Here is an 11,896-nt window from a genome sequence, read left to right as displayed (position 1 = left end):
CGTTACTTCTTGATCGCGCGACGCGGGCCCTTGCGGGTGCGTGCATTGGTACGCGTGCGCTGACCGCGCACCGGCAGGCCGCGACGATGGCGCAGGCCGCGATAGCAACCCAGGTCCATCAGGCGCTTGATGGCGATACCCACCTCACGGCGGAGGTCGCCCTCGACAACGTACTTGCCGATTTCGTGGCGGAGCTTCTCCACCTCGCCCTCGCTGAGGGACTTGATCGGCGTGGTCGGAACCACCCCGGCATCCGCACAGACCTTCTTGGCCCGGCTGCGGCCGATGCCGTAGATGCTCTGCAGGCCAACCCACACATGCTTGTGGACCGGCAAATTGACACCCGCGATGCGCGCCATGATGTACTTTCTCCGATGCGTTTCTTGCGCGGTAAACGCGCAATTTTAACCTGAATTACCCTAACAGGAAAGCCCCGCGGCACCGTGCCGCCCGCTTTCCAACGTGACCAACCCCGTTCGCCCCAGCAGCCACTAGTTGCGGCGGAGATTGGCCTTCTTGAGCAGACTTTCGTACTGATGGCTGACCAGATGCGCCTGCACCTGGGCGGTAAAGTCCATCACCACCACCACGATGATCAGCAGCGAGGTGCCGCCGAAGTAGAACGGCACGTGCCAGTAGTTCTGCATGAACGTCGGCACCAGGCACACCAGCACCAGGTAGATCGCGCCCACGCCCGTCAGCCTGGTCATCACGCCGTCGATGTACTCGCCAGTGGCCCGACCCGGGCGGATGCCGGGGATCAGCGCGCCCGACCGCTTGAGGTTGTCGGCCGTTTCCTGCGAGTTGAAGACGATCGCCGTATAGAAGAAGGCGAACACGATCACCAGCACCGCGTAGATGATTTCGTACAGCGGCTGTCCCGGCGCGATCGCCTGCGTCAGCCCCTGCAGCCAGCGCGACTCGTGACCCGCACCGAACCAGCTCACCGCGGTCGCCGGGAACATCAGCAGACTGGAGGCGAAGATCGGCGGGATCACACCCGACATGTTGATCTTCAGCGGCAGGTGCGAGGTCTGGTTCATGTACGCGCGCTGGCCACCGGACCGCCGCGCGTAGTTCACGGTAATGCGCCGCTGCGCGCGCTCCATGAACACCACGAACGCCGTCACCGCCAGCACCAGGCCCACCACCATGATGAGGCGCAACACCGACAATTCACCGTTGCTGGCCATGCCGAGCGTGCTGGACACCGCGCCAGGTAGGCCCGCCACGATGCCGGCAAAGATCAGCAGGGAAATGCCGTTGCCGATACCGCGCTCGGTGATCTGCTCGCCCAGCCACATCAGGAACATGGACCCGGCCGTCAAGCCAACCACCGACGACAGGATGAAGCCCATCCCCGGCGTGTACACCACTGGCGCGCCGCCGGCGGCCGTCTGCGTCTGCAGCGCCGCGGCAATGCCGAACGCCTGGAACGCGGACAGGCCCACCGTGCCGAAGCGGGTGTACATGGTCATCGTGCGACGACCCGCCTCGCCCTCCTTGCGCAGCGCCTGCAGGCTCGGCACCACCGAACCCATCATCTGCACCACGATCGAGGCGGAGATGTACGGCACCACGCCGAGCGCGAAGACCGAGAAGCGCTCCAGCGAGCCGCCGGAGAACATGTTGAACATGTTCAGCAGGCCGCCGCCGCCCTGGATCAGGCGCGTCATGGCTTCCGGGTTGACACCCGGTACGGGGATGAACGAGCCGAGCCGGAAGACGACCAGCGCACCAATCACGAAGAAGATGCGCTGGCGGAGTTCCGTCAGCTTGCCGAGCGCGCCAAGCGCGTTGCCCTGGGCTTGCGCCACCGTCTTACTCCACGCTGCCGCCGGCAGCCTCGATGGCCGCCTTGGCACCGGCCGTGGCAAGCACGCCGGAGAGCTTGACCGCGCGGCCGATTTCGCCCTTGGCGACGACCTTGATCTTCTTCGCCTTGCTGTCCACCAGGCCGGCCTGGTGCAGCGCGATCGGATCGATCACATCGACCTTCAGGTTGGCGAGCTGGTACAGGAAGACTTCCTGGCTCTCGGCCTTCTTCTTGGAGCGGAAGCCGACCTTCGGCAGGCGACGCTGCAGCGGCATCTGGCCGCCCTCGAAGCCGAACTTGTGGGTGCCGCCGGCGCGGGCGTGCTGGCCCTTGTGGCCGCGGCCGGCAGTCTTGCCCAGGCCCGAGCCGATACCGCGACCGACGCGCAGGCGCGTCTTGCGCGCACCGGCAGCCGGCTTGATGTCGTTGAGACGCATGATGATTACTCCTCGACCCGGACCAGGTAGTAGACCGTGTTGATCAGGCCACGCACCTGCGGGCTGTCCTTCAGTTCACGGACGTCATTGAGCTTGTTCAGGCCCAGCGCCTTGACGCTGAGGCGATGACGCCCCTGCACGCCGCGCAGGCCCTTGACCAGGCGCACGCGCACGGTGGCGGCGGTGTCGTTGTTCTTAGCCATTGCCCATCACCTCTTCCACGGTCTTGCCACGCTTGGCGGCGATGCGCTTGGGCGAGGCAATTGCCTGCAGGCCCTTGATGGTGGCGCGCACCAGATTGATCGGGTTGCGCGAACCGACCGCCTTGGCGAGCACGTTCTTCACACCGACCACTTCCAGCACAGCACGCATGGCGCCGCCGGCGATCACGCCGGTACCTTCGGCAGCCGGCTGCATGAACACGCGCGCCGCGCCGTGGTTGGCCTTGATGGCGTACCACAGGGTGCCGTTGTTCAGGTCGATGCTCACCATGTTGCGACGGGCGCGATCCATCGCCTTGGAGATGGCCACCGGCACTTCGCGTGCCTTGCCATAGCCGAAGCCGACCTTGCCCTCGCCGTCACCGACCACGGTCAGGGCGGTGAAGCTCATCTGGCGGCCACCCTTGACGGTCTTGGCCACGCGGTTGACGGCAATCAGCTTCTCGAGCAGGCCGTCGGAATTTTCGCGATCGTTGGAAGACATTTCTCTATTCCGTGTGCCCGGACCATCCGGGACTTTTGCTTGCGGCTTGGCCGCTTGTTGTTGTGTTTACTGCTGGGATTCGGGAGATGGGATTCGGGATTCTTAGAAGCGGGCTCTTTCGAATCCCGAATCTTCGACCCCGTATTCCGGCCTCTCAGAACTTCAGGCCAGCCTCGCGCGCCGCATCGGCCAGAGCCTTGATGCGACCGTGGTAGCGGAAACCCGAGCGGTCGAAAGCGACCGATTCGACGCCGGCAGCGAGCGCACGCTCGGCCACCGCCTTGCCCACCGCAGCGGCGGCGGTCAGATTCTTGGTGCCCTTCAAGCCCTCGGCGACCGACTTCTGCACGGTCGACGCGGCGGCCACGACCTTCTCGCCGGAAGCATCGAACACCTGGGCGTAGAGATGCTGGCCGGTGCGGTGCACCGACAGGCGTGCCACGGCGAGCTTACGGATGTGGGCGCGCGTGGATTTGGCACGGCGCAGGCGGGATTCGTTCTTGTTCATCTGTGTGTTCCTCGAAAGCGGATCGACTTATATGAGTGGACTACCCTGCTCTTCTTGCGACGGCGGACACGGATGGCCACTTCCACACGCAGGGACTACGTATCAACTCACTTACGCCTTCTTGGCTTCCTTCAGGGTGATCTTCTCGCCGGCATAGCGCACGCCCTTGCCCTTGTAGGGCTCCGGCGGACGGAAAGCGCGGATTTTGGCGGCAACCTCGCCGACACGCTGCTTGTCCGAGCCCTTGATGAGGATCTCGGTCTGCGTCGGCGTCTCGAGCGTGATGCCTTCCGGCGCGTTGAATACGACAGGATGCGAGAAGCCCAGGCTCAGGTTCAGCGCCTTGCCGGCCATCGAGGCGCGGTAACCGACGCCGACCAGTTCCAGCTTGCGCTCGTAACCCTCGGACACGCCCTTGACCATGTTGGCCAACAGCGCACGCGCGGTACCGCCGAACTTGTCGTCGGCACCCTCGGCCAGCGCAATGCTGGCAACACCGTCATTCACGGCAACGGACACGCCCGGCAGGGCATGCACCGACAACGTACCCTTCGGGCCCTTGACGGAGATGCCGTTGGCGTCGGACTTCAGTTCCACGCCCTTGGGCAGGTTGATCGGTTGTTTGGCAACGCGGGACATGGGAACTCCTTACGCCACTTGGCCGATGACTTCGCCGCCCAGGCCCTTGGCACGGGCCTGCGCATCGGTCATCAGACCGGCGGAAGTCGAAATGATCGAGATACCCATGCCGCCGAGCACCTTCGGCAGCTCGTCCTTGCCGCGATACACGCGCAGGCCGGAGCGGGAAACACGGGAGATGGCCTCGATGGCCGGGCGGCCTTCGAAATACTTGAGCTTGATCTCGAGCACCGGCTTGCCTTCCTGGTCGGAAGACTTGGCGTCGAGGATGTAGCCCTCGTTCTTGAGAAGGTTGGCGATCGCAACCTTCAGCTTCGACGACGGCATGCTTACGGCCTGCTTGCCCGAGAGCTGGGCATTGCGGATGCGCGTAAACAGATCGGCGATGGGATCAGTCATGCTCATGAAAACATCCTTCAGAGTGCACCGATATCCGATAAAACCGGAAATCAATCAGATTGTGAGCCGGCAAAAAGAAGCCAGCCTGCATTGCGCAGACCGACGACTATAGCAGCTATTTCCACTTTTAGCGAACGTCGGCGCGATTTATGCACCGGGCAGCCACCAGGCCACCTGCGTAGCGACAGGCGCGTGGCGCCCGTCGCCTGGAGACTTACCAGCTGGCCTTGCGCAGGCCCGGCACGTCACCGCGCATGGTCGCTTCGCGCAGCTTGTTACGGCCCAGACCGAACTTGCGATAGACGCCACGCGGACGACCAGACAGCTCGCAGCGGTTGCGCTGGCGCACCGGGCTGGCGTCGCGCGGCAGCTTCTGCAGCTTCGTCTGCGCGTCCATCTTCTCGTCGTACGAGGCGTTCGGGTTGATCACGATCGCCTTCAGTTCGGCGCGCTTGGCGGCGTACTTCTTGACGAGCTTGGTCCGCTTGATGTCGCGGTTGACCATCGAGGTCTTTGCCATTGCGTTTCTCTCGCTAATCAGTTGCGGAACGGGAAGCTGAAGGCTTCCAGCAGCGCCTTGGCTTCTTCGTCGGTCTTGGCGGTGGTGGTAATGGAGATGTCCATGCCACGCATCGCGTCGATCGCGTCGAAGTCGATTTCCGGGAAGATGATCTGTTCCTTGATGCCGAAGTTGTAGTTGCCACGGCCATCGAAGGCGCGACCGGACACTCCGCGGAAGTCGCGGGTACGCGGCAGCGAGACGTTGATCAGTCGGTCCAGGAATTCCCACATGTTCGCGCGGCGCAGGGTGACCTTGCAGCCGATCGGCCAGCCGTCGCGGATCTTGAACGAGGCCACGGACACGCGCGCCTTGGTCGTGATCGGCTTCTGACCGGCGATCTTGGTCATGTCCGCTACGGCGTTCTCTAGGATCTTCTTGTTGCCGGCGGCCTCACCCACACCCATGTTCAGGGTGATCTTGGTGATGCGCGGAACCTGCATCACGTTCTCGTAGCCGAAACGCTCGGTGAGCTTCGGCACGACCTGTTCTTTGTAAAAGCTTTCAAGGCGCGTCATGACATTGGTTCCTTACACGTCCAGCTGTTCGCCATTGGAGCGGAACACGCGGACCTTGCGCCCATCCTCGAGCGACTTGGCACCGACGCGCTCACCCTTGCCGGTGGCGGGATTGAACGGCTGCACATTGGAGATGTGGATCGAGGCCTCACGCTCGACGATGCCGCCGGCCTGGTTGGCCTGCGGATTCGGCTTGGTGTGGCGCTTGACGACGTTAACGTTGGAGACGAACACGCGGTCGCCGTCCACGCGCAGCACGTCGCCGCGCTGGCCCTTGTTCTTGCCGGCGATCACGAGGACCTGATCACCCTTGCGGATACGGTTCATGGTTCTTATCTCCGCTCAAAGCACTTCGGGCGCGAGGGAGACGATCTTCATGAACTTCTCGCCGCGCAGCTCACGCGTGACCGGCCCGAAGATGCGGGTGCCGATCGGCTCGAGCTTGTTGTTGAGGAGCACCGCTGCGTTGCCGTCGAAACGGATCAGCGAGCCATCGGGACGGCGCACGCCCTTGGCGGTACGCACCACCACGGCGTTGTAGACCTCGCCCTTCTTCACCTTGCCGCGCGGAATCGCATCCTTCACGGTGACCTTGATCACGTCACCGATCGCGGCGTAACGACGGTGAGAACCGCCGAGCACCTTGATGCACATCAGTTCCTTGGCGCCGCTGTTGTCGGCCGCGGAAAGCGTGCTCTGCATCTGGATCATGTCTGCACCCTCCCCTTAGACCGCTGCGCGCGTGACGATTTCGACCACGCGGTGATGCTTGGTCTTGGACAGCGGACGGCATTCGGTAATGCGGACCAGGTCACCCTCGTTCGCACCCAGGTCGTCCTGCGCGTGCAGCTTGGTCGACCGACGGATGATCTTGCCCAGCAGGCCGTGCTGCACCTGGCGCTCGATCAGGACGGTGACCGTCTTGTTCATCTTGTTGCTGATGACGCGACCCTCGAGGGTGCGCGCCTGCTTCTGGTTGTCGCTCATGTCGGCGGTCCCTTACTTCTTCGTGCCGAGCACGAACTTCGTGCGGGCGATGTCGCGCCGGACGCGGCGCAGCTGGTGCGGCTGGCTGAGCTGGCCGGTGCCCTTCTGCATGCGCAGATTGAACTGCTCCTTGCGCAGGTCCAGCAGGTGCTGCTTCAGCTCGTCGGCCGACTTGGTGTTCAGATCGTTGGTGGCCATCACATCACCGCCCGGGTCACGAATTGGGTCTGCACCGAGAGCTTGGCGGCGGCCAGGCGGAACGCCTCGCGTGCCGTTGCCTCGTCGATACCCTCGATTTCATAGAGCATGCGGCCCGGCTGGATCGGCGCGACCCAGAACTCGACGCCGCCCTTGCCCGCGCCCATGCGGACTTCGATCGGCTTCTTGGTGATCGGCTTGTCCGGGAACACGCGGATCCACAACTTGCCGCCGCGCTTCACGAAACGCGTGATGCAACGACGGGCCGCCTCGATCTGGCGCGCGGTAAGCGCACCGTGGGTGGTCGCCTTCAGGCCGTACTCGCCAAAGCTGACGAGGTTCGAGCACTGGGCCAGGCCATCGTTGCGGCCCTTGAACTGCTTGCGGTATTTGGTTCGCTTCGGTTGCAACATGGCAACTCTCCTTACTTCGCCGTCCGCTCGCGGCGGCCTTCACCGCCCTCGCGACGCGATTCACGACGACCCTCGCCACCTTCGCGGCGCGGCTGCGACTGCTCGTCCTTCGACTCCTGCGACGCTGCCGCCAGGTCGAAGATCTCGCCCTTGTAGACCCACACCTTGATGCCGATGATGCCGTAGGTGGTCTTCGCCTCGGCAAAACCGTAGTCGATGTCGGCACGCAGGGTGTGCAGCGGCACGCGACCCTCGCGACTCCACTCGGAGCGGGCGATCTCGGCGCCGTTCAGACGGCCGGACACGTTGATCTTGATGCCCAGGGCGCCCAGGCGCATCGCGTTGCCGACCGCGCGCTTCATGGCGCGGCGGAACATGATGCGGCGCTCCAGCTGCTGGGCGATCGACTCGGCCACCAACTGCGCGTCCAGTTCGGGCTTGCGCACTTCGTTGACGTTGATGTGCGCCGGAACGCCCATCATGTCGGACACTTCCTTGCGCAGCTTCTCGATGTCCTCGCCCTTCTTGCCGATCACCACGCCCGGACGGGCGGTGTGGATCGTCACGCGGGCGGTCTTGGCCGGACGCTCGATCTGGATCTTGGAGATGCCGGCCTGCGCCAGCTTCTTGCGCAGCATCTCGCGGACCTTCAGGTCAGCCGCGAGGTACTGGGCGTACTCGCCCTTGTTGGCGTACCACTTCGAATTCCAGTCCTTGGCGATGCCGAGGCGGATACCGGTGGGATGAACTTTATGACCCATCGTCTTCTGTCCTCTTTACTCGCCGACGACCACAGTGATGTGGCTGGTGCGCTTCAGGATGCGCGAGCCGCGACCCTTGGCGCGGGCAAACATGCGCTTCATCGACGGACCTTCGTCCACGAAGATGCGCGAGACCTTCAGCTCGTCGACGTCGGCGCCCAGGTTGTTCTCGGCGTTGGCGACAGCCGAGAGCAGCACCTTGCGGACGAGGTGGGCGGCCTTCTTGTTGGTGAACTGGAGCACGTCGCTGGCGCGGCCCACGGGCATGCCGCGGACCAGGTCAGCCACCAGGCGTGCCTTCTGCGCCGAGATGCGGGCGCTGCGCAGGATCGCTTTGGCTTCGGTGCTCATCTTACTTACCCTTCTTGTCGCCGCCGTGGCCCTTGAAGGTACGGGTCACCGCGAACTCGCCGAGCTTGTGCCCGACCATGTTCTCGTTGATCAGTACCGGCACGTGCTGGCGACCGTTGTGGATGGCGATGGTCAGGCCCACCATTTCGGGCAAAATCATCGAGCGGCGCGACCAGGTCTTGATCGGACGCTTGTTGTTGGCGGAAACGGCGGCTTCCACCTTCTTTGCGAGGTGCAGGTCGATGAACGGACCTTTCTTTAGGGAGCGCGGCATGATCGTTTCCTGTTACTTGCGACGACGCACGATGAAATGCTGCGTGCGCTTGTTGTTGCGGGTCTTGTAGCCCTTGGTCGGCGTGCCCCACGGGCTGACCGGATGACGGCCGCCGGAGGTACGGCCTTCACCACCGCCGTGCGGATGGTCGACCGGGTTCATCACCACGCCGCGCACGGTCGGGCGGATACCCTTCCAGCGCTTGGCACCGGCCTTGCCCAGCTTCTTCAGGCTGTGCTCGGAGTTGCCGACTTCGCCGATGGTGGCGCGGCAGTCGACCGGCACGCGGCGCATCTCGCCGGAGCGTAGGCGCAGCGTGGCGTAACCGGACTCGCGGGCGACCAGCTGCACGGAGGCGCCTGCACTGCGGGCGATCTGCGCGCCCTTGCCTGCCTTCATCTCGATGCAGTGAATGGTCGAACCGACCGGGATGGCGCGCAGCGGCAGGCTGTTGCCGGCCTTGATCGGCGCGTCGGAACCGGACACCAGGCGGTCGCCCACCGCCACACCCTTGGGCGCGATGATGTAGCGGCGCTCGCCGTCGGCGTAGCACAGCAGCGCGATGTGCGCGGTGCGGTTCGGATCGTATTCGATGCGCTCGACCTTGGCGGCGATGCCTTCCTTGTCGCGCTTGAAGTCGATGATGCGGTAGGCCTGCTTGTGGCCACCACCGCGATGACGCGTGGTGATGCGACCGTAGTGGTTGCGGCCACCCGTCTTCGACTGCGATTCGGTCAGCGGCGCATACGGCGCGCCCTTGTGCAGACCTTCAGTGCGGACGCTGACGGAGTCGCGGCGGCCCGGCGAGGTCGGCTTGTGAGTGATCAGTGCCATCTCAATTCAACTCCTTGAGCTCAGGCCTTGGCCGACACGTCGATGGACTGGCCATCGGCGAGGCGGACATAGGCCTTGCGCTTGCCCTGGCGGTTGCCAGCGCGGAAACGGAAGGACTTGACCTTGCCCTTGGCGTTGACGAGGTTCACCTGCTCGACCTTGACGTCGAACATTTGCTCCACCGCCGCGCGGACGTCGGCCTTGGTCGCCTCGGGGGCGACCACGAATACGTACTGGTTGTTCTCGGCCAGGCGCGCGGACTTCTCGGAGATGTGCGGCGCACGCAGCGTGTTGAGAATGCGTTCGTTGCTCATGCCAGCCATTCCTCGATCTTCTTCACGGCCTCGGCGGTCAGCACGACATAGTCGGAGCCGACCAGGCTGACCGGGTTCAGCGCCATCACGTCGACCACGTGCAAGTACGGGATGTTGCGCGCGGCCAGGAACAGCGCCTCGTTGGCATCCTCGGACACCAGCAGCACGCGACCTGCAACCTGCAGCTCGGCCAGCTTGGCAACCATCGCCTTGGTCTTGGCCTCTTCGATGCCGAAGCCGTCGACGACCTTCAGGCGATCCTGACGATTGAGCTCGGACAGGATCGAGCGGATCGCGACGCGGTATGCCTTGCGGTTGACCTTCTGCTCGAAGCTGCGGGGCTTGGCCGCAAAGGTGACACCGCCGCCGACGAAGATCGGGGCGCGGTAGTCGCCGTGGCGGGCGCCGCCGCCCTTCTGCTTCTTGAACTTCTTGGTGGTACCCGACATCTCACCGCGCGACAGCTGCGCCTTGGTACCGGCACGACCGCCGGCCTGGTACGCAACCACCACCTGGTGGATCAGGGCCTGCTTGAGCTCCGCGCCGAACACTTCGTCGGACACGCTGAGCGGCTTGGCGCCAATGACATTCAGTTCCATGGCGTCTCTCCTCAACCCTTGGTGGTCGGGCGGATCACGACGTCGCCGCCGGTCGCACCCGGCACCGCGCCCTTGACCGCGATCAGGTGACGCTCGGCGTCGACCTTGACCACTTCCAGACCCTGCTGCGTGCGGTTCACCGCACCCATGTGGCCGGCCATCTTCTTGCCCGGGAACACGCGGCCCGGCGTCTGGCGCTGGCCGATCGAACCCGGCGCGCGGTGCGACAGCGAGTTACCGTGCGTCGCATCGCCCATCGAGAAGTTGTGGCGCTTGATGGTGCCCTGGAAGCCCTTGCCCTTCGAGACGCCGGCGACGTCGACGATCTGGCCGGCCGAGAAGATCTCGTCCGCCTTGATCTCGGCACCGACGCTGTACTTGCCGAGGTCCTCGGCAGCGACGCGGAACTCCCACAGGCCACGACCCGGCTCAACCTTCGCCTTGGCGTAGTGGCCCTTCACCGGCTGGGTCAGCAGCGAGGCGCGCTTGACGCCCGCGGTGACCTGGATCGCGGTGTAACCATCGTTGTCTTCGGTCTTCAGCTGGGTGACGCGGTTCGGGGTCGCTTCAATCAGCGTCACCGGAATCGAGCGTCCGTCTTCAGTGAAGAGCCGGCTCATGCCGCACTTGCGGCCAACCAGTCCGATACTCATCTTCGTATCCTGTCTATCGCTCAGCCGAGCTTGATCTGGACGTCCACGCCAGCGGCGAGGTCAAGCTTCATGAGCGCGTCCACGGTCTTGTCGTTGGGGTCGACGATGTCGAGCACACGCTTGTGCGTACGGGTCTCGTACTGGTCGCGCGCGTCCTTGTCGACGTGCGGCGAGACCAGGATCGTGTAGCGCTCGATCTTGGTCGGAAGCGGGATGGGGCCGAGCACCGTAGCGCCGGTGCGCTTGGCCGTCTCGACGATCTCGCTGGCCGAGCGATCGATCAGGCGATGATCGAACGCCTTGAGGCGGATGCGAATCTTCTGGTTCGCCATAAAACCGTGTCCTGTTATCGAAAGAACAAATGCTTGTCTCGAGGTGGCTTCTCACCGCCCCGCACAACCCTTCTGGAGCAGCTCAGCACGCCATGGCGCGTTGAGCGAAAAAGCTAGGCGAGCACAAACGGCTCGCCTAGACAGAAAATTATAAGTCGCACAACACACATACGTCAACAGAACGTCATCTGCGACGGATCGGTGCGTTGCGAGGGCCATCCCGGCCTGCGAACTCGAAGCACGTCCTGCGCCTCATTTCGCGGTATCGGCTCCAGGCAACACCGGAGCCGTCAAGCTGACAAGTATAGCAGTCAACTTGCGCAAGATGCCAGCCGCGCCGGCACCCACGCGAAAAAGCGGCGGCCCCGAAGGACCGCCGCCTGATGCTTACTTGATGACCTTGGCCACCACGCCGGCGCCGACGGTGCGGCCGCCTTCGCGGATGGCGAAGCGCAGGCCCTCGTCCATCGCGATCGGGTGGATCAGGCTCACCACCATCTTGATGTTGTCGCCCGGCATGACCATCTCCACACCCTCCGGCAGCGTGACCGCGCCGGTCACGTCGGTGGTGCGGAAGTAGAACTGCGGACGGTAGCCCT

Annotated in this window: 24 protein-coding genes; all 24 read right to left on the bottom strand. The window is 64.1% G+C overall.

From position 1 onward, the window contains the following. Nucleotides 1–2 precede the first annotated feature (2 nt). Nucleotides 3–359 carry a 30S ribosomal protein S13 gene (gene rpsM / locus J7I44_RS09715; protein WP_209619614.1) on the bottom strand — a complete coding sequence of 119 codons (357 nt, stop codon included), beginning with the start codon at nucleotides 357–359 and terminating at the stop codon, nucleotides 3–5. Between the two features lie 132 nt (nucleotides 360–491). Then, nucleotides 492–1,817, bottom strand: coding sequence for a preprotein translocase subunit SecY (gene secY / locus J7I44_RS09710; protein ID WP_209619612.1), 1,326 nt, complete (start codon nucleotides 1,815–1,817; stop codon nucleotides 492–494). Between the two features lie 4 nt (nucleotides 1,818–1,821). Continuing rightward, nucleotides 1,822–2,259, bottom strand: coding sequence for a 50S ribosomal protein L15 (gene rplO, locus J7I44_RS09705; RefSeq protein WP_342451969.1), 438 nt, complete (start codon nucleotides 2,257–2,259; stop codon nucleotides 1,822–1,824). Next, nucleotides 2,259–2,456 (bottom strand): 50S ribosomal protein L30, encoded by a 198-nt coding sequence (gene rpmD, locus J7I44_RS09700; protein WP_209619607.1) that lies wholly within the window; start codon nucleotides 2,454–2,456, stop codon nucleotides 2,259–2,261. The genes rplO and rpmD overlap by 1 nt, the downstream gene beginning before the upstream one ends. Then, nucleotides 2,449–2,958, bottom strand: a complete 510-nt coding sequence (rpsE, locus tag J7I44_RS09695; protein WP_209619603.1) for a 30S ribosomal protein S5 — start codon at nucleotides 2,956–2,958, stop codon at nucleotides 2,449–2,451. Before rpsE ends, rpmD begins: the two co-directional genes overlap by 8 nt. A 154-nt stretch (nucleotides 2,959–3,112) precedes the next feature. After that, complete coding sequence (gene rplR, locus J7I44_RS09690; protein ID WP_209619600.1) at nucleotides 3,113–3,466, bottom strand: 50S ribosomal protein L18; 354 nt, start codon at nucleotides 3,464–3,466, stop codon at nucleotides 3,113–3,115. Nucleotides 3,467–3,577: 111 nt separating this feature from the next. Continuing rightward, complete coding sequence (gene rplF, locus J7I44_RS09685) at nucleotides 3,578–4,105, bottom strand: 50S ribosomal protein L6 (RefSeq protein ID WP_209619597.1); 528 nt, start codon at nucleotides 4,103–4,105, stop codon at nucleotides 3,578–3,580. Between the two features lie 9 nt (nucleotides 4,106–4,114). Next, complete coding sequence (rpsH, locus tag J7I44_RS09680) at nucleotides 4,115–4,510, bottom strand: 30S ribosomal protein S8 (protein ID WP_209619594.1); 396 nt, start codon at nucleotides 4,508–4,510, stop codon at nucleotides 4,115–4,117. 208 nt (nucleotides 4,511–4,718) lie between these two features. Beyond that, nucleotides 4,719–5,024 (bottom strand): 30S ribosomal protein S14, encoded by a 306-nt coding sequence (rpsN, locus tag J7I44_RS09675; RefSeq protein WP_209619591.1) that lies wholly within the window; start codon nucleotides 5,022–5,024, stop codon nucleotides 4,719–4,721. A gap of 17 nt (nucleotides 5,025–5,041) precedes the next feature. Beyond that, nucleotides 5,042–5,581 carry a 50S ribosomal protein L5 gene (gene rplE, locus J7I44_RS09670; protein ID WP_209619588.1) on the bottom strand — a complete coding sequence of 180 codons (540 nt, stop codon included), beginning with the start codon at nucleotides 5,579–5,581 and terminating at the stop codon, nucleotides 5,042–5,044. Between the two features lie 12 nt (nucleotides 5,582–5,593). Continuing rightward, nucleotides 5,594–5,908 (bottom strand): 50S ribosomal protein L24, encoded by a 315-nt coding sequence (gene rplX / locus J7I44_RS09665; RefSeq protein WP_209619585.1) that lies wholly within the window; start codon nucleotides 5,906–5,908, stop codon nucleotides 5,594–5,596. Nucleotides 5,909–5,923: 15 nt separating this feature from the next. Continuing rightward, entirely contained in the window at nucleotides 5,924–6,292 is a 369-nt protein-coding gene (rplN, locus tag J7I44_RS09660; RefSeq protein WP_014402147.1) for a 50S ribosomal protein L14, read from the bottom strand. A 15-nt stretch (nucleotides 6,293–6,307) separates the two neighbouring features. Next, the gene (gene rpsQ / locus J7I44_RS09655) at nucleotides 6,308–6,568 is read right to left on the bottom strand and encodes a 30S ribosomal protein S17 (RefSeq protein WP_209619583.1); all 261 of its coding nucleotides are present in this window, start codon (nucleotides 6,566–6,568) and stop codon (nucleotides 6,308–6,310) included. 12 nt (nucleotides 6,569–6,580) lie between these two features. Beyond that, nucleotides 6,581–6,766, bottom strand: a complete 186-nt coding sequence (gene rpmC, locus J7I44_RS09650; RefSeq protein WP_091340512.1) for a 50S ribosomal protein L29 — start codon at nucleotides 6,764–6,766, stop codon at nucleotides 6,581–6,583. Beyond that, nucleotides 6,766–7,179 carry a 50S ribosomal protein L16 gene (rplP, locus tag J7I44_RS09645; RefSeq protein WP_091340510.1) on the bottom strand — a complete coding sequence of 138 codons (414 nt, stop codon included), beginning with the start codon at nucleotides 7,177–7,179 and terminating at the stop codon, nucleotides 6,766–6,768. The genes rpmC and rplP overlap by 1 nt, the downstream gene beginning before the upstream one ends. A gap of 11 nt (nucleotides 7,180–7,190) precedes the next feature. After that, nucleotides 7,191–7,940: a 30S ribosomal protein S3 gene (gene rpsC, locus J7I44_RS09640; RefSeq protein WP_091340508.1), complete on the bottom strand. Its 750-nt coding sequence runs from the start codon at nucleotides 7,938–7,940 to the stop codon at nucleotides 7,191–7,193. Nucleotides 7,941–7,955: 15 nt separating this feature from the next. Further along, nucleotides 7,956–8,291, bottom strand: a complete 336-nt coding sequence (rplV, locus tag J7I44_RS09635; RefSeq protein ID WP_209619580.1) for a 50S ribosomal protein L22 — start codon at nucleotides 8,289–8,291, stop codon at nucleotides 7,956–7,958. A 1-nt stretch (nucleotide 8,292) separates the two neighbouring features. Further along, nucleotides 8,293–8,565, bottom strand: coding sequence for a 30S ribosomal protein S19 (rpsS, locus tag J7I44_RS09630; RefSeq protein ID WP_091340502.1), 273 nt, complete (start codon nucleotides 8,563–8,565; stop codon nucleotides 8,293–8,295). 12 nt (nucleotides 8,566–8,577) lie between these two features. Next, nucleotides 8,578–9,399 (bottom strand): 50S ribosomal protein L2, encoded by an 822-nt coding sequence (gene rplB, locus J7I44_RS09625; protein ID WP_209619577.1) that lies wholly within the window; start codon nucleotides 9,397–9,399, stop codon nucleotides 8,578–8,580. Nucleotides 9,400–9,419: 20 nt separating this feature from the next. Further along, complete coding sequence (gene rplW, locus J7I44_RS09620; RefSeq protein ID WP_209619573.1) at nucleotides 9,420–9,713, bottom strand: 50S ribosomal protein L23; 294 nt, start codon at nucleotides 9,711–9,713, stop codon at nucleotides 9,420–9,422. Beyond that, on the bottom strand, nucleotides 9,710–10,312 hold the full coding sequence (gene rplD, locus J7I44_RS09615; RefSeq protein ID WP_209619569.1) for a 50S ribosomal protein L4: 603 nt from the start codon (nucleotides 10,310–10,312) through the stop codon (nucleotides 9,710–9,712). The genes rplW and rplD overlap by 4 nt, the downstream gene beginning before the upstream one ends. Before the next feature lie 11 nt (nucleotides 10,313–10,323). After that, the gene (rplC, locus tag J7I44_RS09610; RefSeq protein ID WP_091340490.1) at nucleotides 10,324–10,965 is read right to left on the bottom strand and encodes a 50S ribosomal protein L3; all 642 of its coding nucleotides are present in this window, start codon (nucleotides 10,963–10,965) and stop codon (nucleotides 10,324–10,326) included. Nucleotides 10,966–10,985: 20 nt separating this feature from the next. Beyond that, nucleotides 10,986–11,297 (bottom strand): 30S ribosomal protein S10, encoded by a 312-nt coding sequence (gene rpsJ / locus J7I44_RS09605; protein WP_014402136.1) that lies wholly within the window; start codon nucleotides 11,295–11,297, stop codon nucleotides 10,986–10,988. A gap of 387 nt (nucleotides 11,298–11,684) precedes the next feature. After that, nucleotides 11,685–11,896, bottom strand: a 212-nt coding sequence (locus J7I44_RS09600) for an EF-Tu C-terminal domain-related protein (RefSeq protein ID WP_478293610.1), incomplete at its 5' end; no start/stop codon positions are given.

The sequence above is a fragment of the Frateuria flava genome (assembly GCF_017837635.1).
GTDB lineage: Bacteria > Pseudomonadota > Gammaproteobacteria > Xanthomonadales > Rhodanobacteraceae > Frateuria_A > Frateuria_A flava.
The sequence above is the reverse complement of the archived record's forward strand: the minus strand, read 5'-3'. Positions and strand labels throughout refer to the sequence as shown.

What these genes read in the sequence shown, in the direction of transcription:
- rpsQ (WP_209619583.1), bottom strand. Translation starts at nt 6,568, where the DNA reads ATGAGCGACAACCAGAAGCAGGCGCGCACCCTCGAGGGTCGCGTCATC.
- rplF (WP_209619597.1), bottom strand. Translation starts at nt 4,105, where the DNA reads ATGTCCCGCGTTGCCAAACAACCGATCAACCTGCCCAAGGGCGTGGAA.
- rplW (WP_209619573.1), bottom strand. Translation starts at nt 9,713, where the DNA reads ATGAGCAACGAACGCATTCTCAACACGCTGCGTGCGCCGCACATCTCC.
- rplV (WP_209619580.1), bottom strand. Translation starts at nt 8,291, where the DNA reads ATGAGCACCGAAGCCAAAGCGATCCTGCGCAGCGCCCGCATCTCGGCG.
- rpsC (WP_091340508.1), bottom strand. Translation starts at nt 7,940, where the DNA reads ATGGGTCATAAAGTTCATCCCACCGGTATCCGCCTCGGCATCGCCAAG.
- rplR (WP_209619600.1), bottom strand. Translation starts at nt 3,466, where the DNA reads ATGAACAAGAACGAATCCCGCCTGCGCCGTGCCAAATCCACGCGCGCC.
- rplN (WP_014402147.1), bottom strand. Translation starts at nt 6,292, where the DNA reads ATGATCCAGATGCAGAGCACGCTTTCCGCGGCCGACAACAGCGGCGCC.
- rplP (WP_091340510.1), bottom strand. Translation starts at nt 7,179, where the DNA reads ATGTTGCAACCGAAGCGAACCAAATACCGCAAGCAGTTCAAGGGCCGC.
- rpsS (WP_091340502.1), bottom strand. Translation starts at nt 8,565, where the DNA reads ATGCCGCGCTCCCTAAAGAAAGGTCCGTTCATCGACCTGCACCTCGCA.
- rpsJ (WP_014402136.1), bottom strand. Translation starts at nt 11,297, where the DNA reads ATGGCGAACCAGAAGATTCGCATCCGCCTCAAGGCGTTCGATCATCGC.
- rplC (WP_091340490.1), bottom strand. Translation starts at nt 10,965, where the DNA reads ATGAGTATCGGACTGGTTGGCCGCAAGTGCGGCATGAGCCGGCTCTTC.
- rpmC (WP_091340512.1), bottom strand. Translation starts at nt 6,766, where the DNA reads ATGGCCACCAACGATCTGAACACCAAGTCGGCCGACGAGCTGAAGCAG.
- rpsE (WP_209619603.1), bottom strand. Translation starts at nt 2,958, where the DNA reads ATGTCTTCCAACGATCGCGAAAATTCCGACGGCCTGCTCGAGAAGCTG.
- rplX (WP_209619585.1), bottom strand. Translation starts at nt 5,908, where the DNA reads ATGAACCGTATCCGCAAGGGTGATCAGGTCCTCGTGATCGCCGGCAAG.
- rplD (WP_209619569.1), bottom strand. Translation starts at nt 10,312, where the DNA reads ATGGAACTGAATGTCATTGGCGCCAAGCCGCTCAGCGTGTCCGACGAA.
- rpmD (WP_209619607.1), bottom strand. Translation starts at nt 2,456, where the DNA reads ATGGCTAAGAACAACGACACCGCCGCCACCGTGCGCGTGCGCCTGGTC.
- rplE (WP_209619588.1), bottom strand. Translation starts at nt 5,581, where the DNA reads ATGACGCGCCTTGAAAGCTTTTACAAAGAACAGGTCGTGCCGAAGCTC.
- rplB (WP_209619577.1), bottom strand. Translation starts at nt 9,399, where the DNA reads ATGGCACTGATCACTCACAAGCCGACCTCGCCGGGCCGCCGCGACTCC.
- rpsN (WP_209619591.1), bottom strand. Translation starts at nt 5,024, where the DNA reads ATGGCAAAGACCTCGATGGTCAACCGCGACATCAAGCGGACCAAGCTC.
- rpsM (WP_209619614.1), bottom strand. Translation starts at nt 359, where the DNA reads ATGGCGCGCATCGCGGGTGTCAATTTGCCGGTCCACAAGCATGTGTGG.
- rpsH (WP_209619594.1), bottom strand. Translation starts at nt 4,510, where the DNA reads ATGAGCATGACTGATCCCATCGCCGATCTGTTTACGCGCATCCGCAAT.